Genomic DNA, 22,639 nt, shown 5'->3' on the forward strand with positions numbered 1-22,639 from the left:
CTGCCCGCGATACTCCCGCACCGCCCGCTGCCGATTCCCTACACCCATCACAAACCCCCAGCTCACGAAGGTGTTGCGACGACCGATTGAATCCGCCTAGAGAACAAAGCGATGGCGTCGCGTCTCCCAATTAGCGGTCGAGTCGTCGCGGGGTTCCGGGCGGCCAAGTTCCCTGAGCCGACCAGCGGCGACTCCATGACAGCCATATCCGGAACCCCTGGGCCTCGCCGATCTTACGAATGACCAGCTCAGACCCACATCAAGAAAAGTAGGACTACATGATCCACAGGCGCCGTGTTCACCTGCTTCCGGGACCCACCACCAAGATCAACACCCCAAGCCGGGACGATCTGGGCACTCGACGGGGCCCTGGGGGATCACCCGGGAGGCGATGACGGAGATCCAGTCCGGCGACGAGATGGTCGCGGAGCCCGGGTCAGGGCCGGGGCCGCAGGCCGACGGAAGCGTCAGGCGGCAGTCCGCCCGCGTCGGAGAACTCGTGCTCGTCCTTCACGTCAGGTGCTCGCGGGGGGCGGGGTAGGGGTGCCGTGGACCTTTTTCGCGTGAGACCGGAAGAGGCGGCGGCTGATGACGGGCATGATGAGACGGACGGGAAGAGGAGCGCCCTTCAGGACGCCCTTCATGACCTCAGGATCGCCTTCGTAAAGCGCCAGTCCGAGGCCCAGCGGCAGGTTCTTCTTGGGTGTCTCGGCCAGGGCGTGCTCGCTGAACTCGTGCCACTCCTTGGCGGTGATGTACTTCGCCGCGAGCGGCAGGATCTTCTTCTCCTCGAGGCCCATGTGCTCGAAAAGGACCTCGTTGAGCCGTTCGCAGGTGGTGGCGACCGTTTCACCCTCGGCCGAGGAGGCGTTGGAACGCCAGGACTTCAGCTGCGCGATCAGTTCGTCGCAAAGAGTGTGCATCCTCCCGTGGTGCTCCTCCATCAGGTGGACCATCGGAGCGATCTCCTCGGTGACGCGCTCCAGCAGTCTGGGCCACACCAGCAGGTCCTCGCCCTCGTGGTGGGTCAGCAACATCCCGAGGACGATGTCGAGATGCGCTGCAACAATTTTGGAGCGTGTGGTGTCACCGTCGCTGACACCGCGTATGAGCCCCGGGGCGAGGCCGAACTCGCGGCGGAACACGGTGTGCGCGACATACATGTCACGCACATCGGCCATGGGAACGTCGGTTGCTGTACTCATGAATGCCTGTCACTTTCCTAAGGGAGGGATTAACTGAGAAGGTGCGCATAAATTGCGACGCACTGCGTGCACCCGGCGATTTTGAATGCTATCGGCACCTGTGGCAACTAACTCAAATCCTTGCGGAGTTGTGCGCGATCGTACCTTTTTTCGTGCGGCTCTTCTGAGGTGAGGTCCCCGGTCAGGCCAGGACGGTTGCAAATTCCGGGGGCGTGCGGCTGGGCGGGTTGTGACCAGTTGGGGCGCATAGCAGAGCAGGCACGGGCTTCGTGATCATTATAGTTTCTAAGCCTCAGATTCGGTTGTACAACGGCTCCTGACTGTCTCCGGTTCGGGGTCTGCGGCGCTGCGATGCCCGGCCACAATCAGGCCGGCGCCGCCCTCTCACGACATGAAAGCCCCACGGCCGTGGTCAACGAACTCGCCGGATCCTTTGCGTGCCTGATCATCCTCCAGTAAACACGGCAGTTACCAGTCACGAGGGTAGGAACAGCAGTACTACCCCCGGTTCTGGCCGCTGGTGGTTCTCCTTGACACAACTGTGAGAGAAATGGAGTCTCCATTACCTCGGCAGACAGGTGTACCCCAAGTGGTGTCGGATGCCTCTCCCTGGGGCCGGCACGGCGATGTCCAGACCTGTGCTTCCACACCCCCGCGCTCATCCCCCCACCCAGGCGTGTCCCACCTCTCCCGCCGCCTGGCCGGACCGATCGCGCCCGTGCTCGCAGTCGCGCTGATGGCTTTTGGCCTCCTCGCCCCAATCGCCCGAGAACGCTTTCATGTCGAATGCTCGGGACGCGAGCCGTTTCACCGCAAATCTTCTGCACTCTCCCCATGGAATGACCGTGTACCGAGCAAAGTGACTGCGAATTCTGCAAGCTCGTCGGCAACCTGATCGCATCGAACTGAAAAAATAGGAGTGATTGACAAGATGCTTACGTCGAGAACAACCAGAAAGAGACGCTGGGGGAGCAGCCTCCTCGTTTCGCTCGTCCTCGCGCTGGCGGTGATCGTGGCCGGGGCCGCCCTGCCCGGACTGGACCAGGAAGCCGCCGCGGCGGATGCCATCGGGTGCTCCGCACAAGCCACTTCCTTCGCCACCGAAACGATCACCAGCGGCGCGGATATCCGCGTGGGATGCGCGGGAGATGCGCCGAGCAGCCTGCGCGCACTGGCGAGCAGTGACAACGACATCGTGGCAGTCATCGACTTCGACTCCACACCAGACCACGAACTGCTGCAGACAATGCAGAAGATGGTCCACACCACCAACAACGACCAAATCAACGGGCTCTCCCTGAGCGATTCTTTCGCACTCCGGACGCAGGAGACCCATGTGGGGGGCCACTCGCCGGGGTACGACGACATCGATTACGACGGAAGCATCCGAGTCGTCGGAAGCAGCATCGTGATCGTGATACCGACGGCGGACTTCGGCACCACGGGCGGCTGGGCGGACTGGTGGGCCAGCTTCTGGCCGAAGTTCGTGGGCGCCGTCTCCGGAATTGCCATAACTGTTGCGCTTGCGGCGGTGTGCCTGCTCTTCCTTCCCGAAGGGGCCGTGTTGTGCGGAGCCGTATCCGGGGCGATTGGAGGGGGTGTCGGAGAGATAATAAGTCTAAGGTGCGAAGGGAAGTCGATAGACGCAGGAGCCTGGGGAGCCATATCTGCCGCCGCCTTCAGCGGTGCACTAGCCGGCGGACTTTCCGCAGCGGCCGTAAAATTCATCCAAGGCAATCTCGCCACTCTGATGCTCGAAGCCCGGGCCACCTTGAAAAGAGCGGCGATAAGGTTCGTCAAATGGGCGATCCCACTCCAATATATAGCGGACCTTCTCAGTGGCGCCTTCAGTGAAGGCTTTCTCGCCAGACTTCTGGAACTCCAGCGGGGCGTGGGCGGCTCCTCCCTTCCGACCGACCGAACGCTCAGGGTCATGGTGGTGGGTGATTCGATGACCCAGGGTCGCGAGGGCGACTGGACCTGGCGCTATCGCTTGTGGCAGTGGTTCACCGACCAGGGTGTCCGCGTCAACTTCGTCGGCCCTTACACCGGCACAAGGGAACCGGGCCAACCGAAGGCCCCGCAACCACCGCATGTGCAGGGGGAACCGTCCTCCGTCTCCGCAGCGGGCCCCGCTGTCTCCGGCCGGTACGCCGAGGGAGCGTTGCCTTTCGACAGCGACCACTTCTCGGTCTGGGGCCGTCAGGCGGCCCAGGCCAAGAACCTGATCAGGGAGCAGGTAGCGTTGTATCAGCCCGACCTTCTCCTGGTCGGGCTCGGGTTCAACGACCTGGGCTGGTTCATCAGTAACCCCGACGGAACCCTCGACAGCATGAAAACGCTGGTCGCCCAGGCGCGCGCCGCCAAACCCGACATCGACATCGCACTGGCCAACGTTCCCCAGCGCACCGCCATCGGCGGCCGCGAGGACCTGCCGGTCAAAACCGCGGCCTACAACAGGGAGCTGCGGGAGCAGATTTCGTCGTGGAGCACTACGGGTTCCCTCGTGCTGCCGGTCGACTGGGCCGGCAACTACATCTGCGGGGTCAACAGTTGCCCGGCCAGCTACGACGGTCTGCACCCCAACGCCCTGGGCGAGTACCAGATCGCCCACGCCTTTGAGCTGACCCTGCACGACGGCTGGGGCATCGGAGGCTCCGTGCCCAACGTGCCGGCAGCCGTCCCGGCCCGGCCGACCCCCGTGCCGAGCAACGTCAACGCCGTGACTGCTCCGCTCGGGATCACCGTGACCTGGGACAAGGTTTTCGGCGCGCGCGGCTACACCGTACGGTCCAGGGTCGTGGGCCAGGACTGGACCGAGTCCTCGGTGGGGGCGAACCGCTTCGACACCACCGCGACCTTCGACGGCTGGCAGTGGGAATACCAGGTCCGCACCGACAACGCCTCTGACGGGAAGTCCGCCTGGTCTCCGCTCGTCACCGCCGTCGCGCACCCGCAGACCTCCCCACCGCCCACCGGAATCGTCACCACAGCCACCGCCACCGGCCTCGACCTCGCGTGGGGCGCGCCGACAGGTCCCTACACCGACACGATCGACCGCTACCAGATCATCTACTGGGACAAGGACACCCCTGGTGCGTGGATCGGCGGCACCGCGGTCAGGGGGCTGTCCGCGCACATCGACGGACTGGTGCCAGGTCACCGCTACCAGGTCTGGGTGAAGACCTGGAACGCCGCCGGCGGAGGCCTCCCAGGAGGCGCCGGGCTCGTCATCATCCGCGCCGGAACACCTGCGGCGCCGGCCCACCTGCAGGTCACCTCCGTCGACGGCGCCACCGTCCAGCTCAAATGGGACGCCTCGATCGGGGCGGCCGGATACCGGGTCTGGGTCCGCAACATCAACGACGGCAGCGTGTCCAAGGTGAACTCGACAACCACGGACACCGGCAAGGACATAGGCTGGTTGTTCCCCGGGGTGTGGAATTACGAGTTCTGCGTCACCGCGTTCAACGGAGCAGCCGAATCCGGCAAATCCAACTGCGTGGTCGCAGCAAAACCTCCAGGCTTCTGACAACCGCACCTGACTGCCCCGACCCCAGGGTGACTCCTGTGCGAAATCCTCTGAGTGCGTTGTTGCAGACCGGATCTCGTTCGGGGTGTGCGGTACGGGTGATCATCTGGACGGAGGTTCGGGTGCGGTCGCGGGCATGAGAGAACGGGACCCTTGGCAGTCACGCGTTTACGACACCAGCATGACCAAGGAAGCCCGTTGCCTGATCAGTTGGGCAGTATCTCTGTGCCTGCGACCACCGCGGTCACTCCTGGGTGTGACTGCTACGTGCACCGGTGCGGTTCGCTCGTTCCGGGACGGCGGGCAGGCTGCCATCCCAGTGACATGACGGATGCGGAGTGGGCCGAGGTCCGCGCCGCGATGCCGGTGCCGGTGCCGGCCTGGCTCCTCAGGCGGGGCGGGCGTCCAGAGGAGTCTTGCCACCGCGAGATGCTTGACGCGGTGCGCTACCTCGTCGACAACGGCGTGAAGTGGATGGCCCTGCCGGTCGATTTTCCGTACTTTGTGTGGAATCAGCGATGTCAAGCGATGTGCTTGTGCATCACGTCGAGGTAATGCCGACCGCGGTGCGGGACGTGGTGGTCCCGGCCAGGCAGGCTGAAGACGGCGCAGACCCCGGCTGGCTGGGTGAGGATGCTCGACTGCTCGCTGAAGGTCAGGGCAGGGTTGACCTCGTGGTGGCAGCCTGCGGTTTCGAGGGCAGTGACCAGTTCCTCGCGGAGCACGGTGGCCTCGAATGACTCGGAATCGGGCAGGACGAGCGGCGGGAGTTTGGCGGTCGAACCAGGCCAGAGGTTGACCCAGATGCCGCTGACGGCCCGCTGCGTGACCACCAGTTGCAGGCCGTCCCAGGAGTAGGGGTAGCCGTCGATATCGGGCCCCTTCATGATGTGGGCAGGGTGCGGGCGCCCCGGGCCGAGGAGGTCTTCAGCCTCGGACAGGGGCATTCCGCAGTGAAGCGCGCCGACCCGGCCGGTTCGGGCGAAGTCGACGAGCACGTTCATCAAGGTCACGGCAGTGACTGTGTCACCCTCCCTGGCCTGTGCGCACTCTCAATATCAGCGCGGTGCGAAGCCTGTCCCGCCTTGCCTGACGTTGATGATCGGCAACAGGGTCGCGGTGGTGGGAACGCCGATCTGCCGCGGGGTGGGCCCCGCTGGCGTGGGGATGTCGCTGAGTCGCTCCAGTAGCCGGTCGAGGGCTGCCTGGCCGTCGTCGACGGCAGCGCGTTCGTCGTCGGTCAGGGGGATGGCGGCGAGCATCTTCTGCAGGTTGTCCTTGGCCTCCAGGAGTTGGCCCTTGCTGGAGGCCTTCGGGGTGTAGAAGTCGCAGCGTGCGCAGGCCATGCGGTGCTGGCACTGCTCGAAGAATGTGTAGGTGCACCAGCCGTGGCCGAGGTCGTAGTACTGCCAGGGGTCGCCGTTCGCGGCGGCGCCGGAGGCTACGGCGTCTCGGTCGACGAGGACTTCGACGGTGCGGACGTTGCGAGCGAAGTAGCCGGCGTCGTTGTAGGCCCGGGCGAGCGTGTTCGGGGTGATCTTCGCGTAGTGGGCGGTGGCCTCGGGAGTCCGGTGACCGAGCCATTCCTGAAGCTCGAACAAGGTCATGGGCTCTTTGGCGTTGTAGAGCTGGCTGGCGATGGTGGAGCGGGCCCGGTGGCTGGTGATGTTGCCGCGGACGTCGGAGGTGGGGACGCCGGCCTTGCGGCAGAGCATCGGGATGATCGTGCCGTTGATGTAGTGCTTGGAGACGCGGCGGGCGCGGAAGGCGAACAGGAAGTCCGCGCGCTCGTTGGTCTTCGGGTCGAGGATGGCGGGCCGGTCGGGGCGGACGGCCTGCCAGGCCTCGATCGCCTGCCCCAGCAGCGGGTCGACCGGCTTGGTGAACGCGGTGCCGGTCTTGTGGGTGGGGACGTCGAGCAGGCAGACCGCGTCCCGGGCCAGGACCTCGCCGGAGTCGCCGGGGATGGGCATGCCGTCGTGCTGCCAGCGGATGCAGCCGACCCGGAGCCGGGCGACTTCGTCGCTGCGCTGTCCAGCGAACAGCCAGGTCAGGGTGATGGCCCGGATCAGCTCGGCCGGGTAGGTGCGGCCGTCGGCGGTCGGCAGGTCGCCGGACTCGACGTTGAGCCCGGACCACAACAGCTTGGCCCAGATGTCGTCCGCGATCACGCGCGGGTCGGGGCCCATGAGGGCCTGGACGCTGCGGGGGGTCCTCAGCGCGTGGGCAGGGTTGAACCGTTGCGGGATCCACTCCCATTCGTGCAGGTCGCGGAAGAACGCGCGGGGCCCTTTCAGGTAGCCGGACTTTGCCTGCGGGGTGAGCGGCTTGCCGATGCGGCCCTGCGACCGCATGCCCGCGGTCCACTGGGAGTAGTCGCCGACCGTCATGCGGTCGACTGCGGTGACCCAGGACGCGCAGGTCTGGCGGGTCCAGAGCTCCGGCCCGGTGACCTCGGGGTGTTCGGCGGCCAGCCAGCGTCCGATCTTCGCGAGGACGCTGCGGTAGCTGCTGCGGACGCCCGGCGTCAGCGTCGAGGTCGCGTGCCAGCGCTCGACCCAGTTGGCCCAGCTGCCCGCTGTGCCTTCGATCGCCGTGGGTCCGGGGCCGTGCCGGGGACGCGGCGGCGGATCGGCGTGGCCGAGAGCGGCAACGGCGCGGTGGATCCCGTGGAGGTCGCTGGCCCACTCGCTGTCCTGCATGGCTGCCGACGCGCGGACCGCGTCCAGGGCCGGGGTGGACAGGTCCTCCAGCCGGGGGCTGCGGTTGAGCAGCAGGATCTGGCAGACCGCCGAGGTGAGCCGGCTGGGACGGCGCTGGTAGCCCCAGTCGCCGAGGACGGCGAGGACCTTCCCGACTGCGGCGTCGACCGCGCTCTCGCCGAAGACCCGGTGGGCGAGAGTGGGTCGCTGGAAGCGTCCGACCTGATCGAACGCGGTGAAGCCGCCGAGGAGGTAGGCGTAGGCGATCACGAACGGGCGGGCGTTCGGGCCGATCTGACCGCCCCACCGGCGCCGGAAGTCGGCCCCGGACCGGTCGATCAGGTCGGCCCAGTCCTGGTCGGACCAGCCCCAGTAGCTGCGGCCACGTTCACCGCAGCGGACCAGGACAAGGCCGGCCGCGTCGCGGGCGAACCGTCGCTGGTGGCCGGTGCCCGGCGCCCACTGGAGGCATTCCCGGGCGTGGGCCAGCGGCTCGACCAGCCGCCTCGGGGCCGCCTGCGGCGTCAGTCCCAGGCGTCTGACCTGCTCGATCCCCAGGGTGCCGAGCGCCTTCGACTCGGTGTGGGTCAGCAGGGCTCGCCGGTCGTAGCGGGCGAGGTCGAGCGGCCATATCCAGTCCGCGGCGTCCGCGCTGTCCGCGGACGCCGCCGGAGTCGTCGCTGTCAACGGTTCACCCCGCCCGGATGGCCGGCGCGGGTGAGCATGTCGATGCGCCAGGAGTGGATCTGCTGCATGCCGCGGTTCAGCTTCTCCGCGAGGTCCCGTCCGGACAGGTGGATGTAGGTCATGGTCGACTCGGTGTGGCGGTGTCCGGCTAAGGTCGCGATGGCGTGCAGTTCCCAGCCCATCCTGGCCAGGTCGGTCAGGCAGAGGTGGCGGGTGGTGTGGGTCGAGAAGCGCGGCAGATCGGCGGCCAGGGCGACGCGGCGGATCACCTTCGACCAGGTCCACAGGCTCAGCGGCTGACCGTGGTTGCGGCGCGACTCCGACAGGAACAGTGGGCCGCGGGCCCGGCTGATCGTCGCTCTGTGCGCGAGGTAGCCGGACAGCAGCACGCCCGTCGGCGCGGAGTACGGAACGACGCGCTCGCGCCGGGTCTTCGTCGTCTCCGCCCTGATCCGAAGCGTCCGGTGCGCTGGATCGACGTCGTCGGTCCGCAGGGAGCACAGCTCCTCTCGGCGCAGAGCGGCGTCGTAGGCCAGGGCGAGCATCACCCGGTTCCGGGTCGACTCCTCGCGTACGACGTCCAGCAGGTCGAGCCATTGCTGTTCGCTGGGGATCCACGGCAGCTTCACCAGGCGCGGTACCAGGCCGCGCTCGTGGCTGCCGAACGTCCGGCCCGGCGTGTAGCGGCCGCGGCCGACTGGGTTCGACTCCCGCAGCCCTTCCTCGATCAGGTAGTCGTAGAACAGGCGGACCGGCACCAACCGCTGCTGCAAGGTCGCGTTCGCCAGACCCGCTCCGGAGTCCAGCGCCACCACGTTCGCTCCGCGGCGGCTCGGCCGCGTGGACAGGTCCTTCACGAACGCGGCCACGTGCAGGCGGCCCGCCGTCATCGGGTCGACGTCGTCCCGCTCGCAGATCAGCAGGTACTCGGCCAGACCCCGCGCCTACGCGTCGATCGTCCGCGGAGCCCGCCCGAGGTCCGTCCACACCCGCAGCCACTCGGCCGCCCGCTCATGCCGGCCCAGGACAGGCCACTTCTCCTCCAACACCATCGCGCTGCCCAACACGCCTCCTCAGCCCATGGGGACGCCGCAGGATACGAGACGCATCCTGCGGCGCGTGATTCCACGTAACTGATAGGCGGGCGGTCTACGACTTCTTCCGCCGCTGGCGGTCCTACGACTATGTGCGTGAGCTCTACGAACGCCTGCGACAGTCGGCGAGGGAGCGCGCCGGCCGCAACGCCGAGCCCAGCGGCGGGATCATCGACAGTCAGTCGGTGGACGCCTCCGAGACCGTCGGCGGGGACAGTCGCGGATACGACGGCGGCAAATCACGTGACGGCCGCAAGCGCCACATCCTGACCGACACCGAGGGCCTGCTCCTGGAAGTCACCGTGCCACGGCCGATGTGCACGACTCCAAGGCCGCCCCCACGTCCGGAGATGCGCCGCTCCCCGCCCAACGTCAGCCCGCTGTCCTGCGGTGACATGCGCTCACGCCAACCGCGCACAGCCATGCCGAAGTGCCATGTCGGCCATATTATTTGAGGATCCACGTCTGGTTGTCCCAGGCGTTGCATTCCCACAGGACCACTACCGTGCCGCTCGTGCCCCCGAAAACGGTGACGCATTTCTGTGACTGATCGGCCACCAGTTCCGTACCGGAGAAGTGGAATTGCTGGCTGGAGTCGCCGCTGCACGCGCTCAGTTGGATCTCGGTCCGGTCGTCGCTCGCTCCGTCGGCCACGGTCATGCAATTCCCCAAGGAGCGGAAGGTGTCCCCCGATCCGGTCTGCCAGCGCTGTGCCGCGGAGCCGTCGCAGGCGACATGGACCAGCTGGATTCCCTCGGTCCCGGCGCCGCCGCCCAGGCACTTCTGCGAGGCGGGGACCACCAGGGCATGGCCGACGGCCGGGTCGACCGTGGCACCGGATCCGCTTTCCCCGGATCCGGCATTGCCTCCGGACTCCGGCTCGGAGTCCTCCTGCACGGTTGTGGACGTCGGCTTCGAAGAGGTGTGTGGCGTCGGAGACTTGGAGCCGGAACTCGCGGAGCGGGACGCCTTGGGGGGAGGAGACCGTGGGCGTGGATGTGTCGGTGGACTGCTGGGTGGGGTTGTCGGCCGCGCGCGGGCCGTCGGACGCGGTGGCGCTGCTCTTCCCCGTTGGCAGGTTGGTCAGCAGTACGGCGATCGTGATCAACAGCGCCGTGGCGACGGCCGCGGCGAGCACGACCGGCTTCTTCGAACGGCCTGGGGGCCGGTGCGCCTTTTGGTCGGTCGTATCGGGCTGTGGAGGTACTACGGGTGGCTCGGCTGCGGAGGCATCGTCGGTTCCGCGGTCCGAGTTGAGCCCCGATGGTGATGGTGATGGCGATGGGGATGGGGGCACTGGGGTCGCGGCCGGAGCCGGAGCGTCGTCGGCCACGGCCACGGGGTGGGCGGCGGGTGGAACAACAGACGGCCCCGCTGCGCCTGCCGGTCTTCGCAGCATGCGTTCGGCGTCCTCGGCCGACAGCCGGTCGGCCGGTTTGGCCACGAGCAGGCCCTGGATCAGCGGGGTGAGCGGTCCGGCACCGCGCACTTCCGGGGCCGGTTCCATGGCGATGGCGTACATCGTCTGGGCCACCGTTTCCCGGAGGAACGGTGAGCGGCCCTCGACCGCTTCGAAGAGCGTTGCGCCGAGTGCCCACAGGTCGGCCTCCGGCCCGGGTTTGGCGCCGACGAGGCGTTCGGGGGCCATGAAGTCGACCGACCCCACGAGTTGGCCGGTGCGGGTGAGCGCCGAGGTCTCGACGGCCTGGGCGATGCCGAAGTCGGTGAGGACCACGCGGCCGTCCTCGGCGAGCAGCACGTTGGCCGGTTTCACATCCCGGTGCAGGACCCCTGCCCGGTGCGCGGCCCGTAACGCGGCGATCACGCCCCGGCCGATCCGGGCGACCTCGTCGAGCGGGACCGTGCCGTACGCCTTGATCCGGTCGGCGAGGGTGGTGGAGCGCACGTACTCCATCACGATGGTGGGCCGGCCCTCGTCGTCCACGACGTCGTGGACGACAACGACGTTCGGGTGGCTGATCCGGGCGGCGCTCTGCGCCTCGCGCCGGGCGCGTTCGAAGAGGGTGGCGAGTTCGGCGTCGTCGAGTTGGGGCTGGGAGTGGAGCTTCTTCACGGCGACTTGGCGGCCGAGGAGTTCGTCGTGGGCGCGCCAGACGGTGGCCATCCCGCCCCGGCCGATGCGGTCGAGGATGAGGTATCGGCCGGCGATCAGCCGTCCTTCGTCGGACACCGTGGGTTCCTTTTCTCTGCTTCAGACCGATCCGGCCGACGGCGCCACGGGGTTCCTCCAGCCGACCGCACGCCCAACGGCCCTTCGCCTACGACTGGTTGAGCATTTTGGCAGCGAAGGGCCCGGAAGCAGCCGCTTTCCACGGCGCGTCGGGCCCGGTTGTCGCGCGCGGGGCGACTCCAGGGCTGTTGGTCGGTTCCATGAGGAGCAGGGCCCGGCCGCGAGCGGGGCGGCGCCGCCGTCTCACGTCATGAAGATCCGACGACCGTGGTCGACGAACTCGCCGGGCCCTTCGCGTGCCGATCATCCTCTACGGGGGCGGCAGCGGCCTAGGGGGCAGGGTAGGTACAGCAGTACCACCCACGGCGTTGCTCCAACCAACTCCAAGGGCAGGGCTAGGGCGAAGGCGAGCGTGGTCTTGCCCGCCCCGCTGGATCCGGTCAGATTGAGCAACATCTGGCCAGGGTGACAGCCCGCAAAGGCTTTGGGTGTAGCTCCTTTCAAGGGACTGGCTGAGCGGGGCATTTGCCTTACTGGCCGGGCTGAGCGCCGCGTAGATCGATTCGAAATCCTCAGGTCACGCTCGGGCCGGACCAAGATCGACTGCCTGGAAGTCAAGGATCGCGGCGATGCCCTCCTGGGGACCCGGTTCGATCACCCGGTCACACGCCGAGCCGTAGTTCACGCAGATAGGGCCGCCCTTTGAAGGAGCTACACCCAACAGGGTTCGCGGCGCGCGGGCTCGGCGACACTTCCACCGTCCTTACGCCGTGTCCTTGAAGTAATGACCGTCCTCGATGTCCTCGATCAGCCCGGGGTGCACGGGAACCCAGCCGAAGCGCTCCCGGGTCAGCGCGCTGGACGTCGGGTTGTCGAGCGACACCAGTAGGGCGAGAAGGCCGAAGTGGCCGCTCGCCTCCTCGGCCGTCAGACCCACCGCCGGAAGCTTCAGCTGACGGCCGATGGCCTCGGCGATGTCCCGGAACCGCACACCCTCCTCCGCGACCGCGTGCACCGGAGTGCCGGGCGGAGCGGATTCCACGGCCAGCCGGAACAGGACCGCGGCATCACGCCGGTGCACCGACGACCAGCGGTTCGCCCCCTCACCGACAAAGGCCGAGACACCCTTCGCACGAGCGATACCGATCAGCATCGAGACGAACCCGCGCGCGTCCCCCCGACCGTGCACGGTCGGCGCCAGCCGTACCGACGAGGAGCGCACCCCGCGCCCGCCCAGGGCCAGAACGGACGTCTCAACCGGGAGCCGCAGACCGGTGACGGCATTGGGAACAGCCGGGGTCTCCTCGGTCAGCACCTGTCCCGGCGTGCGGCCGATGACCCCCGAGGTGACCACGAAGGGCTTGCCGGTCTGCTCCAACTCCGAACCGATCGCCTCCACAGCCTTCAGCTCGACCCGTGCACGAGCGGCAGAGTCGGTGGTCTCGGAGATGTGCTGGTTGGCGGCGAAGACCACGCCGTCCGCCTTCGCCGCGCCGGAGCGCAAGCTGTCCAGGTCACCGAGGTCACCACGGTGCACCGCGATGCCTGCCCTGACCAGAGTCGCGGCGGAGGCATCGGAACGGGCGAGACCCACGACCTCGTGGCCCGCTTGCAGCAACTCACTCACGATGGCCGATCCGACGTACCCGGTTGCCCCTGCGACGAAAATGCGCACGATGAGAATCCCTCGATGATTTCAAGTTGGCCCGCCGCACGGCGCCGGGTTCGTACCGTGACGGTAGGAGCGGCAGGAGCACGGCGTCCAAGACCTGTTCCGCACCACGCGATACGGATCAGGTATCACGAGTACGATGCAGGAGTGCCCAGCGCCCACGTACCCCCGGTCGACTTCGACCTTCGCCTGGTGCGGTACTTCACGGTCGTGGCCGAGCACGGCAACTTCCGCCGCGCAGCGGCCGAACTGCGGCTTGCGCAACCGTCGCTGAGCCGGCAGATCCAGAGCCTTGAGAAGCGGTTGGGCGTCCGCCTGCTCGACCGCACCACCAGGGGCTGCCGCCTCACCGCGGCCGGACAGGAGTTCCTGCCCCAGGCGGAAGCACTCCTGCGCTCCGCGGAACTGGCCGCGACGACGACCCGCGCCGCAGCTGCATCCGGCGCCGTCACCATCGGGTACGTGGGCGGACTCATCATCACCCCCGCGGTGCGCGAGCTGCGCAGCCGCCATCCCGAGGCCGAGGTCACCACGCGTCACCTGGACTGGAGCGATGTCCACATGGCCCTGCTCGACCACCGCGTGGACGCGGTCGTCGCCCGAGAGCCGTTCCCGACCGACAGGCTGCGGGTGACGCCCCTGTACCAGGAGCCCCGGGTGCTCCTGGTACCGACGACGCACCGCCTCGCGGGCAGGGAGTCGGTCACCCTCGACGACTTCTCCGGCGAACCCCTCATCCGTTACCCGGACCCCGCCTACGACGCCTTCTGGCGCCTCGACCCCCGACCGGACGGACGCCCGGCACCCGACGGCCCGCTGGTCGAGGCGCACGCGGACAAACTCGAATCCATCGCCGGCGGACAGGCCATCGCGCTAGCACCGGCAGCCGACGGGAACAGCACGCCCAGGCACGATCTGACGACCGTTCCCGTCCAAGGAATCGAACCGTGCGACGTGGTGATCGCCACCCGCACCCGCGAGCGCAACCGCCTGGTGTCGGCCTTCCTCGAAACAGCCCGATCGCATCTCACCGGTCGCGACACACTCCGAAGGGTGTAGCTCCTTCAAAGGGCGGCCCTATCTGCGTGAACTACGGCTCGGCGTGTGACCGGGTGATCGAACCGGGTCCCCAGGAGGGCATCGCCGCGATCCTTGAACCCCAGGCAGGCGATCTTGGTCCGGCCCGAGCGTGACCTGAGGATTTCGAATCGATCTACGCGGCGCTCAGCCCGGCCAGTAAGGCAAATGCCCAGCTCAGCCAGTCCCTTGAAAGGAGCTACACCCAAAGGCTTTCTCGACTGGTTTGCGGGCCCCACCGGCCCTCGGCTTTCGTCGGATTCCTACAGCCACTCGTTGAGGCGGCGACCAGTACGGTCGCTTCGTAACGGACGGCAAGCTTGTCGTATCTCGTGGCGACCGCGCGGTGTCTTTTGAGGCGATTGATGCCGCACTCCACCGCGTGGCGTTCTTTGTAGTCGACAGGGTCGAACTTCGGCGGACGGCCGCCGCGAGAACCGCGCTTCTTGCGCTTGGCGATCTGATCGCGCCTCTCCGGAATGGTTCCCCGACGCGTCCGGCGACGCTCTGCCGTACGGCGCGCCGTAACCCGACCCGGGCGGTCAGGACTCGACTCCGTGTAACAGATCCGTTGTGCGGCAACACAAACTTCGTGTCGTCCGTGGCATCTGGACGACGATGGTCCGCATGGCGACGATGAATCACTTTGGCATGACTCTGCGCGGCTGGCGTGAGCGTATGTCACCGCAGGACATTGGCCTGGAGGCCGGCGGGGAGCGGCGCGTCCCCGGACTGCGTCGTGAAGAACTGGCCCGTCTGGCAGGCATATCGGTCGACTACCTGATGCTGCTGGAACAGGGGCGCGCTCGCAACCCCTCGGCCCAAGTGGTCACCGCTCTGGCCAGGGCACTGCGCCTCGACCCGTCCGAGCGTGACCATCTGTTCCGCTGCGCCCAACTCGCACCGCCCTCCGCCGGGAACGTCTCCAGACACATACCCGCGAGCGTGCAGCGACTGGTCCATCAGTTGGGAGCGACTCCCGCCGGGATCTTCGCCGCTGACTGGACCCTCATCGGCTGGAACAAGATGTGGACGGCTACGGCCGGCGATCCCCGCGCGTACGGCTGGGTGGGACGCAATCTCGTCGCCGGGATGTTCCAGACGAGAGCCAGCCGAGACCGTGACCCGATTGCGGCATGGCCCGTCTGGTCATGGAGAGGCAGCGAAGCGGAAGAGGAGGACCTCGTCGCCGACCTGCGTGTGACGGCGGCCGCCCATCCCCAGGATGAACGTCTTGCCTCACTCGTCGAAGGCATGCTTCGACGGGAACCAGCGTTTACCCGACTGTGGTTCAACGGCACTGCCGCCCCCTGGGCCGGCGACCGCAAGACCATCGAACATCCACGGGTGGGTGACATCACCCTCGACGTCGATGTCCTGATGCCTGCTGGCACCGACCTCCGGATCCTCACGTGTGCGGCTGCGGCCGAGACCACTGACGCAGAGAAGCTGGATGCTCTACGTGCGGCCTGTCATCTGCCGGGAAACAGCCTGACCCGCCTCGATCCAGAGGTCTCCAGCCCTGATCGAGGACTGTGACCCGGCTACCGACCGGCCTCACCTACCCCTGCTTGTCGCTGTGCAACTGACGATCACCGATGGGTGTGGTTCTCGGCTCATACAAGATTTTCGTAAGCTCAGTGGACGTTAAGTCCGATCTTCCCTGGTTCGTGGTCGCTCGATCGTGGTACTGATGGCTGCGCGGGCCATGCAATGGTGAGGGGCCCCTGAGGGGCCCCGTAGTTTCCGGACAGGCACCCAATAGGGTTGTCCTGAACAAGGAAACGAGGAAGAAGTGGCGCCACCCAGTAAGTACTCGCCCGAGTTCCGCGAGGAAGCCGTCCAGATCGCGGTGCGGTCAAGTAAGACGATCTCCGAAGTCGCCCGGGAGCTTGAACTGAACTCGGAGACACTGCGCGGCTGGGTGAAGAAGTACCAGAAGCAGCAGGAACCGGCCCCCGATGCGGAACTGACGGTGAACGAGCGGGCGCGGCTGAAGGAACTCGAACGACGCAACCGCGAGCTGGAGATGGAAGTTACCTTCCTGAAAAGAGCCGCAGCGTACTTCGCGAAGGATCCCCGGTAGCAAGCAAGTACGAGTTCATCGACGAGATGCGGCTCGACACCGAGAAGTACGCATACAGCGCCGAGTTCATGTGTGGCCGACTCGGCGTCTCCAGATCCGGCTACTACGACTGGCGATCCCGCCCGGAATCCGCGACAGCTCAGCGGCGCGAAGAACTGAAATTGCTCATCGAGAAAGCCTTCGACATGTCCGACAGCACCTATGGGCACCGGCGCATCCAGGCCCAGCTGCACCGCTGGGGCGTCGCCGCGGGTGTGGAGTTGGTCCGCCGCCTCATGCGCGAACTGGGCCTGGTGCCCTGCCTGCCACGGCCGAAGAGGTTCAACCTCACGCAGGCTGCGGCCGGCCAGGTGCCGGACCTCGTCGGCCGCGACTTCACCGCGGATGCGCCCGGCGAGAAGCTCGTCGGTGACATTACCTATATCGCGACCGGGGAAGGCTGGCTGTACCTCGCAACGGTCATCGACTGCTGCACGAAGGAAGTCATCGGTTACGCGATGGACGACCACTACCAAACCCCACTGATATCCAGGGCAATCCACAAAGCGGCACGGAACAGGAACCTCACGGCCGACGCGATATTTCACTCGGATCGCGGAAGTAACTACATGTCAGCCGAGTTCGGGAGGACGCTGGACCGCTTCGGGCTCCGCAGATCTGCCGACCGCACCGGGATCTGTTTCGATAACGCCATGGCCGAATCATTTTTCGGCGCCCTGAAGAACGAGCGCGTATCAAGGGTGACTTACCTGACCCGTGAGGCCGCCCGGCAGGACATCACTCGCTACATCGAATTCTGGTACAATCGCAAACGCCTCCACTCGGCGGTGGTTTACCGCCCTCCGCGCGAAGTTTACGCCGAGTACGAGAAGTTGCGAATCGCCGCGTGAAATAAACGGTCAGAAGACTGTCCGGAAAACGCGAGGCTCCTCAGCTGCTGCGCTCAGGGGCGGCACGGACATGACGGCCTCTCAGAAGACGCAACATCGCGGCTTGTGAATAGACCTCCTGGGTAAAGGCCGTCACCGCGGATCTCCCGGACCATGAGCACGAACAGCACGCATGCGGCGAACTGCACGGTGGCGTAGAAGACGAATCGAGGGGAGTGGTACTGCTGTTCCTACCCTCGCGACTGGCGGCTGACGTATCGCCCAGAGGACGATCGAACAAGCGAACTGCGGCCCGGGGCCGCAGCGCCACAGGCACGGCACAGTCCAAACCGGAGACAGTCATGACTGGCAAACCGGACTTGAACGCACGCATCATCCACGAGTTCCGTGCCAACAAGGGAGGGGTCGGTGGTGGTTTCAGCGGGGCGCCCCTACTCCTGCTGCACACCGTCGGCACGCGCTCAGGCAGGTCCCGCGTCAATCCGATGATGTACCTGGCCGACAGAGGCCGCTTCCTCGTCTTCGCCTCCAAGGCCAGCTCCGACCGCAATCCGGACCGATACCACAACCGGCTCGCGCGTCCCGAGGCACGCATCGAGGTGGGCGACGCGATCCTCGCCGTGCGCGCCGTCAAACTGCGGGGCACGGAGCGCGACACGGCGTTCGCCGAACAGGCCCGCCGCTATCCCGGCTTCGCCGGCTATCAGAGCAAGACCGAGCGGGTCATCCCCGTGATCGCGCTCATTCCCCTCGGCGAAGGCGCCGAGTCCACCGATCAAGCAGAACGGACACCGTCATGACCATGGCCTACCTCGCCCAGCCCGAGCAACAGCAGAGGCTCGAATGGCTCGACGGCAGCGAGTTCGCCGTACTCCTGGACAGCGTGGCCACCGGCGGACAACTGACCGTCGGACGGTTCTCCGTCAGCAAGGGCGAGGCGCCGCCTTACCACACGCACACCCGTGAGGACGAGATCTTCATGCTGCTCAAGGGCAGTGCGCTGTTGTGGTGCGACGACCAGGAGATGGAACTGTCGGAGGGCGGCATCGTCTACCTCCCCCGAAACGTCCCCCACGGCTACCGGATCACTTCCGACACCGCAGACCTGCTGATGATCTGCACCCCCGGCGGCATCGAAGGCATGTTCCGCCACGCCGGACGTGACCTGGCCACCCCGCGCCCCGAAGGCTTTGAGATCTCACGGGACCTCATGGCCGAAGCCGCCGCCATGTACGGCCAGATCATCGTCGGGCCGCCGCGCTGACCGTCGGCAGGTCCGCAGCGATCACCGCTCCGCCGTACGGCACTCACAGGAACCACGAAAGGCACTGCCATGTCCCGGCAACAGCGCCAAACCCTCGACGACCTGCTGCGGCACGGCCCGCTCGACCTCGGAGGCGACGTCGCCGAACAGCGCGCCGTCTTCCACGACATGATGACGTCCCTACCGTTGCCCCCCGACGTCTCGACCACGGCAGGCGAGTTGGGCGGCGTACCCGTCGTCACCGTGGAGACGCCGGCGAACGACCCGGCGACCGTGCTGCTGTACCTGCACGGCGGTGCCTATGCCATCGGCTCGGCGGCCGACGCAGCGGGCCTGGCCGGGGACGTCGCCCGGCGCACCGGTGCACGCGCCGTGTGCGTGGACTACCGGCTGGCCCCCGAGAACCCTTACCCCGCAGCCGTCGATGACGCCCTGGCCGTCTACCGTGCGCTGCTCGACGACGGTGTTCCCAGCTCCGCCATCGCCTTCGTCGGCGAGTCGGCGGGCGGCGGTCTCGCCGTCGCGACGCTGGTCGCAGCCAAGGACGCGGGCCTGCCCCAACCCTCGTCGGCCGCGGTCTTCTCCCCGTGGGCCGATCTGAGCGTGTCCGGCAACAGCGTGGTCGGCAAAGCCGCCGTCGATCCCGCGCTGACCCCCGAGGGTCTGCGCACGCGCGCCCGCGACTATCTGCGGGACACCGATCCCGCCACGCCTCATGCCAGCCCCGTCTTCGCCGATCTGACCGGTCTGGTGCCCCTGCTTATCCAGGTCGGCTCGCACGAGATCCTGCTGGACGACGCCGTACGGCTGGCAGCCCGCGCCGCCGAACACGACGTCCACGTCGAACTGCAGGTCTGGCCCCAAGTACCGCACGTCTTCCAGGCGTTCGCCGTGATGCTCGACGAGGCCGACGCCGCGCTGCAGGCCGCCGCCGCCTTCACCCGCGCACACTGGGCCACCACCGACGCCACCGACGAGGAACTGCCTGCGAGTAAAGAGTCCGTTGTGCCGCAGTAGCAGCGCCCTGCGGTCCATGCCGTCTGGACGACGATGACCTGCATGGCAACGACGAACCACTTCGGCATCGCTCAACCCCACCGCGATCTTCGCCACCGACTGGACCCTCATCGGATGGAACGCGATGTGGTCCGCCGCGGTCGGCGATCCCCGTACGTACGGCTGGGACGAGCACAATCTCGTCGCCGGGATGTTCCGGTCGAGCGGCGGACGAGCGCGGGAACCGATCGCGGCATGGCCCGTTCTGTCCTGGGCGGGCGACGAAGTGGAGGAGGAGGAACTCGTCGCCGACCTGCGGGAGACCGCCGCCACCCATCCCCACGACGGACGACTCGTCTCATTCGTCGATCACATGCGGCGGAACAACCCCCGCTTCGCCCGCCTGTGGTCCAACGGCACCGCCCGCACCCATGTCGGTGACCGCAAGACCATCGAACATCCGCTGGTGGGCGACATCGCCCTCGACCTCGACGTCCTGATGGCCGCCGGAACCGACCTCAGGATCGTCGCGTACACGGCCGAGGCCGGGACCACCGACGCGGAGAAGATGAACGCTCTGCGTACCGCCTGTCATCCGCCGGGCAAGGGCCCGTCCCGCCCCACGTCAGAGATCTCCAGCCCCGGCTGATGACGCCGACCCCAGGCTCAGGACGACGCGCCGGAATCTCGGCCAACCGGCCCAGCAGTCCGGGCAGTTCAACCTCTGCGGCGTCAGGCTGATCACGGAGTTGGTCAAGGACGAGCGGGATCGGAGAAGATACGACGGCGGGCACGGACATCCGTAGGGATCACTGGACTCGACACCCACATGATCTTGGAAGCTCGTGCCCGCCCTACGTTCCGGGCCCATATCGGGACGACCCCGCTCAACCCGCGACTACGCCGAAGCCCTGGGGTCCGGTCCAGCACGACTCGCAGCGGCAGCAGCGGATGCGCGACCCTGCGCTCCAGCCAGGCGAACACCGCGAGCAGCACCACGCCGCTGATCATGGAGCCGAGGGCGACAGGGTCGGTCCAGCTGGTGGATTCGACGTGCGCGAATCCGTAGACGATCCCGAACAGCGCGGCGCCGACTGTGGCGGCGCCCGGAATATCGATCTTGGGTCGCTCGGTGACCACGGGCTTGGCCGGCAACAGCAGCGCACCGGCCAGCGCGACACCCGCGAAAACGACGTTCACGTACATCACCCAGCGCCACGACGCCCATTCGGTCAGCATGCCGCCCAGCAGTAGTCCGACCGCGGCGCCCGCACCGGAGAAGGTCACGCTGAGCAGCGAGAGCGCCGCGGGGGCGAGCAGCGCGGAGAAGAGGCCCTGGGCCACGCGTGCAGCCACGAGGATGTCGAAGCTGGTGGCCGCGCCGCCGACGACGGATGCGGCCGCGAAACCGACCATGCCGGTCACGAAGGTCGTACGTCGGCCGAACAGGTCGCCGAGGCGGCCCCCGAGCAGCACGTGATGACCCACTGCCGGCTGCCGTCACTGAAACCGAGATCATGTTGCGCTTCGGGCAGCGCGATGTTCACGACGGTCGCATCGAGCGTGACCATGAGCTGCGCCGTGCCCAGCACGACGAGCACCCACCAGCGCACGGCATGTGAGCCGCGGCGGCCCGGGGCTGTTTTCCCGGAGTCGGGTGCCTCACGGTCGAAGGTGGTGGTCATGTCTTCCCTTTGTTGCTGGCCATAGGCTGAACACCGATCGGAAACCGATCTGTTTCCACCCAGGAAAGCGGATCGGTTTCCATGGCGCAAGTGAGCGGGGAGCCGCTGACCTGTGAGCGCTCCGAAAACGCGCACGCCCGCGCCGGCCGCCGCGGTCCGGGGAAACGGACCGGGAACAATCCCGGCACCGCGCCCCGGGCCGACTCGACAGCGTCGAGTTCGACCCGAGCAGATCATTCGCCCGGTTGAACATCGCCCGGGCCGGGGGTCGGGGCGCCTACCGGGTGCTGAGACCTGGCCGCCGGTTGTCGGCGGGCAACCGCTGCGGACGGCCGCGCAGCACCAGCAGTCCGGAGGCGATGATGTCGCCGAGCGCGACGATGACGGTCAGCGATCCGCCTGCGGCGGCCATGCCGGCGTCGGGGGCGATCGAGGGGTAGATCAGTGCCGCAGCGCACAGCACCGCCACGACATCGGCCTGCAGCGTGATCCTGCGCGCCCTGATGCGTATGCCGCCCGGGTACTCCTTGGCCTCGGGAACCGTGTCGTACTCGACCGTGCGCGCTCGGACGACACCTGCCGTGGCCGTGACCACGAAGGCGAGCACGATGAAGGGGACCAGTTGTGTTCCGAAGACCTTCGAGGCGCCGTCGAGCAGCGCGAGCAGTCCGATCAGCAGCGCTGCGCCGGGGACCACCAGCCGCCGTAGCAGCGTGAGCCCGATGCCCTCGCGCCACGCGCGGGACACCAGGACCCGCATCACAATGACCAGAACGATCGTGCCTGGACCACCGAACATGACAGTTGTCTCCTTGGTTGTCTACTTCTCGTACGGGGGCGGGTCGTGCCTGGTGTCTCAGGCGTCGCCGCCGGGCTTGCGGGGAGCCAGGCGCCGGGCGAGGGCCAGCGCGGGACCGTCGACGAGCAGGAGTGCCAGCGGCCAGAACCCCAGTTGGGGGGCGGCCAGGACGAGCAGGAAGGCCACTGTCAGACAGGTGGCGTTGCCCAACACCTGCTCGACGGTCCCCCTGCTGGGAGTCGTGTCCCTGGTGCCGGTCCGGCGCAGGATGAGGGCCATGGCCGCCAGCGCGATGCTGGAGGCGAAGAGGACGGCGACGTAGATCGCGAGGACGAAGGGCTCGGCACCGTAGGAACTGATCATCTCGACCGGGAACGGCAGGGCCACGATGCACACCAGCCACAGCACATTGATCTGTGCGACGCGGCCGCTCACCTCCCCCGTACGCGGGAACACCTCATGGTGGACCGTCCAGATGCGCCAGATGACGACGAAGCTCAGCAGGAAGCTGCTGATCGATGCCGCGTGGTGGGTGACGACCTCGACGGCGCTGTCGCCGTCCTCCAGTGCGTCGGGTACGAGGTCGATGAGCGGGATCGCCAACAGGGTGATCGCGATTGCCACGACGGCGTCGCTGAAGGCCGCCAGCCGCTCGGCGGGCAGGCTCGGGTGTGGGGCCCGCGGGGTGGTGCCGTCGCTGCGGCGGGTGCGATGGGCGTTGGCGTGCATGGTGATGTGATGTCCCTGAAGTGAGAAACG

At 67.3% G+C, this 22,639-nt stretch carries 15 protein-coding genes and 6 pseudogenes; 10 read left to right on the forward strand and 11 right to left on the reverse strand.

Annotated features, from left to right (window positions below; genetic code table 11):
• Positions 1–515: 515 nt before the first annotated feature.
• Positions 516–1,205 carry a hemerythrin domain-containing protein gene (locus tag IE239_RS27595; protein ID WP_229878342.1) on the reverse strand — a complete coding sequence of 230 codons (690 nt, stop codon included), beginning with the start codon at positions 1,203–1,205 and terminating at the stop codon, positions 516–518.
• Positions 1,206–2,124: 919 nt separating this feature from the next.
• On the opposite strand from IE239_RS27595, the gene IE239_RS27600 reads away from it, so the two are divergent.
• Positions 2,125–4,737 carry a fibronectin type III domain-containing protein gene (locus IE239_RS27600; protein WP_190152122.1) on the forward strand — a complete coding sequence of 871 codons (2,613 nt, stop codon included), beginning with the start codon at positions 2,125–2,127 and terminating at the stop codon, positions 4,735–4,737.
• Positions 4,738–5,004: 267 nt separating this feature from the next.
• Positions 5,005–5,235: pseudogene (locus IE239_RS27605) on the forward strand (transposase); the annotation flags it as partial.
• Between the two features lie 23 nt (positions 5,236–5,258).
• Here IE239_RS27605 and IE239_RS27610 read toward each other — a convergent pair.
• The 3 genes from IE239_RS27610 to IE239_RS27620 are packed head-to-tail and all read right to left on the reverse strand — an operon-like array spanning position 5,259 to position 9,016.
• Complete coding sequence (locus IE239_RS27610; protein WP_229878343.1) at positions 5,259–5,741, reverse strand: hypothetical protein; 483 nt, start codon at positions 5,739–5,741, stop codon at positions 5,259–5,261.
• 54 nt (positions 5,742–5,795) lie between these two features.
• Positions 5,796–8,126 carry a tyrosine-type recombinase/integrase gene (locus IE239_RS27615; protein ID WP_229878344.1) on the reverse strand — a complete coding sequence of 777 codons (2,331 nt, stop codon included), beginning with the start codon at positions 8,124–8,126 and terminating at the stop codon, positions 5,796–5,798.
• Positions 8,123–9,016, reverse strand: coding sequence for a tyrosine-type recombinase/integrase (locus tag IE239_RS27620; protein WP_229878345.1), 894 nt, complete (start codon positions 9,014–9,016; stop codon positions 8,123–8,125). The genes IE239_RS27615 and IE239_RS27620 overlap by 4 nt, the downstream gene beginning before the upstream one ends.
• A gap of 296 nt (positions 9,017–9,312) precedes the next feature.
• On the opposite strand from IE239_RS27620, the pseudogene IE239_RS43535 reads away from it, so the two are divergent.
• A pseudogene (locus IE239_RS43535) lies at positions 9,313–9,465 on the forward strand (IS5 family transposase); the annotation flags it as partial.
• Positions 9,466–9,667: 202 nt separating this feature from the next.
• Here the strand turns inward: IE239_RS43535 and IE239_RS42405 are convergent.
• The 3 genes and pseudogenes from IE239_RS42405 to IE239_RS27635 form a co-directional block, all read right to left on the reverse strand.
• On the reverse strand, positions 9,668–10,117 hold the full coding sequence (locus IE239_RS42405; RefSeq protein WP_308435425.1) for an RICIN domain-containing protein: 450 nt from the start codon (positions 10,115–10,117) through the stop codon (positions 9,668–9,670).
• Positions 10,118–10,685: 568 nt separating this feature from the next.
• Positions 10,686–11,345, reverse strand: a pseudogene (locus tag IE239_RS42410) (serine/threonine-protein kinase); the annotation flags it as partial.
• A gap of 829 nt (positions 11,346–12,174) precedes the next feature.
• Positions 12,175–13,086, reverse strand: coding sequence for an SDR family oxidoreductase (locus IE239_RS27635; protein WP_190152124.1), 912 nt, complete (start codon positions 13,084–13,086; stop codon positions 12,175–12,177).
• 144 nt (positions 13,087–13,230) lie between these two features.
• Between IE239_RS27635 and IE239_RS27640 the strand changes: the two genes are divergently transcribed.
• Entirely contained in the window at positions 13,231–14,142 is a 912-nt protein-coding gene (locus IE239_RS27640) for a LysR family transcriptional regulator (protein ID WP_229878346.1), read from the forward strand.
• A 281-nt stretch (positions 14,143–14,423) separates the two neighbouring features.
• Here IE239_RS27640 and IE239_RS43485 read toward each other — a convergent pair.
• Positions 14,424–14,701, reverse strand: a pseudogene (locus tag IE239_RS43485) (IS5 family transposase); the annotation flags it as partial.
• Positions 14,702–14,787: 86 nt separating this feature from the next.
• On the opposite strand from IE239_RS43485, the gene IE239_RS27650 reads away from it, so the two are divergent.
• The 6 genes and pseudogenes from IE239_RS27650 to IE239_RS27675 form a co-directional block, all read left to right on the forward strand.
• Complete coding sequence (locus tag IE239_RS27650) at positions 14,788–15,699, forward strand: helix-turn-helix transcriptional regulator (protein WP_190152126.1); 912 nt, start codon at positions 14,788–14,790, stop codon at positions 15,697–15,699.
• Positions 15,700–15,955: 256 nt separating this feature from the next.
• A protein-coding gene (locus tag IE239_RS27655; protein WP_190152127.1) for an IS3 family transposase occupies positions 15,956–17,136 on the forward strand; the annotation gives its coding sequence in 2 pieces (ribosomal slippage) (positions 15,956–16,220 and positions 16,220–17,136; 1,182 coding nt in all).
• Between the two features lie 341 nt (positions 17,137–17,477).
• On the forward strand, positions 17,478–17,936 hold the full coding sequence (locus IE239_RS27660; RefSeq protein ID WP_190152128.1) for a nitroreductase/quinone reductase family protein: 459 nt from the start codon (positions 17,478–17,480) through the stop codon (positions 17,934–17,936).
• Positions 17,933–18,400 (forward strand): cupin domain-containing protein, encoded by a 468-nt coding sequence (locus tag IE239_RS27665; protein WP_190152129.1) that lies wholly within the window; start codon positions 17,933–17,935, stop codon positions 18,398–18,400. Before IE239_RS27660 ends, IE239_RS27665 begins: the two co-directional genes overlap by 4 nt.
• Before the next feature lie 69 nt (positions 18,401–18,469).
• Complete coding sequence (locus IE239_RS27670; protein ID WP_190152130.1) at positions 18,470–19,417, forward strand: alpha/beta hydrolase; 948 nt, start codon at positions 18,470–18,472, stop codon at positions 19,415–19,417.
• A gap of 73 nt (positions 19,418–19,490) precedes the next feature.
• Positions 19,491–20,045 (forward strand): annotated as a pseudogene (locus IE239_RS27675) (MmyB family transcriptional regulator); the annotation flags it as partial.
• A gap of 260 nt (positions 20,046–20,305) precedes the next feature.
• On the opposite strand, the pseudogene IE239_RS27680 reads toward IE239_RS27675, so the two are convergent.
• The 3 genes and pseudogenes from IE239_RS27680 to IE239_RS27690 all read right to left on the reverse strand — a co-directional run.
• Positions 20,306–21,081, reverse strand: a pseudogene (locus tag IE239_RS27680) (MFS transporter); the annotation flags it as partial.
• 277 nt (positions 21,082–21,358) lie between these two features.
• Complete coding sequence (locus tag IE239_RS27685) at positions 21,359–21,880, reverse strand: hypothetical protein (protein WP_190152131.1); 522 nt, start codon at positions 21,878–21,880, stop codon at positions 21,359–21,361.
• Between the two features lie 57 nt (positions 21,881–21,937).
• A complete protein-coding gene (locus IE239_RS27690) occupies positions 21,938–22,609 on the reverse strand; it encodes a TMEM175 family protein (protein WP_190152132.1) in 672 nt (223 codons plus the stop codon).
• Between the last annotated feature and the right edge of the window lie 30 nt (positions 22,610–22,639).

The organism is Streptomyces humidus, from assembly GCF_014649655.1.
Lineage (GTDB): Bacteria > Actinomycetota > Actinomycetes > Streptomycetales > Streptomycetaceae > Streptomyces > Streptomyces humidus.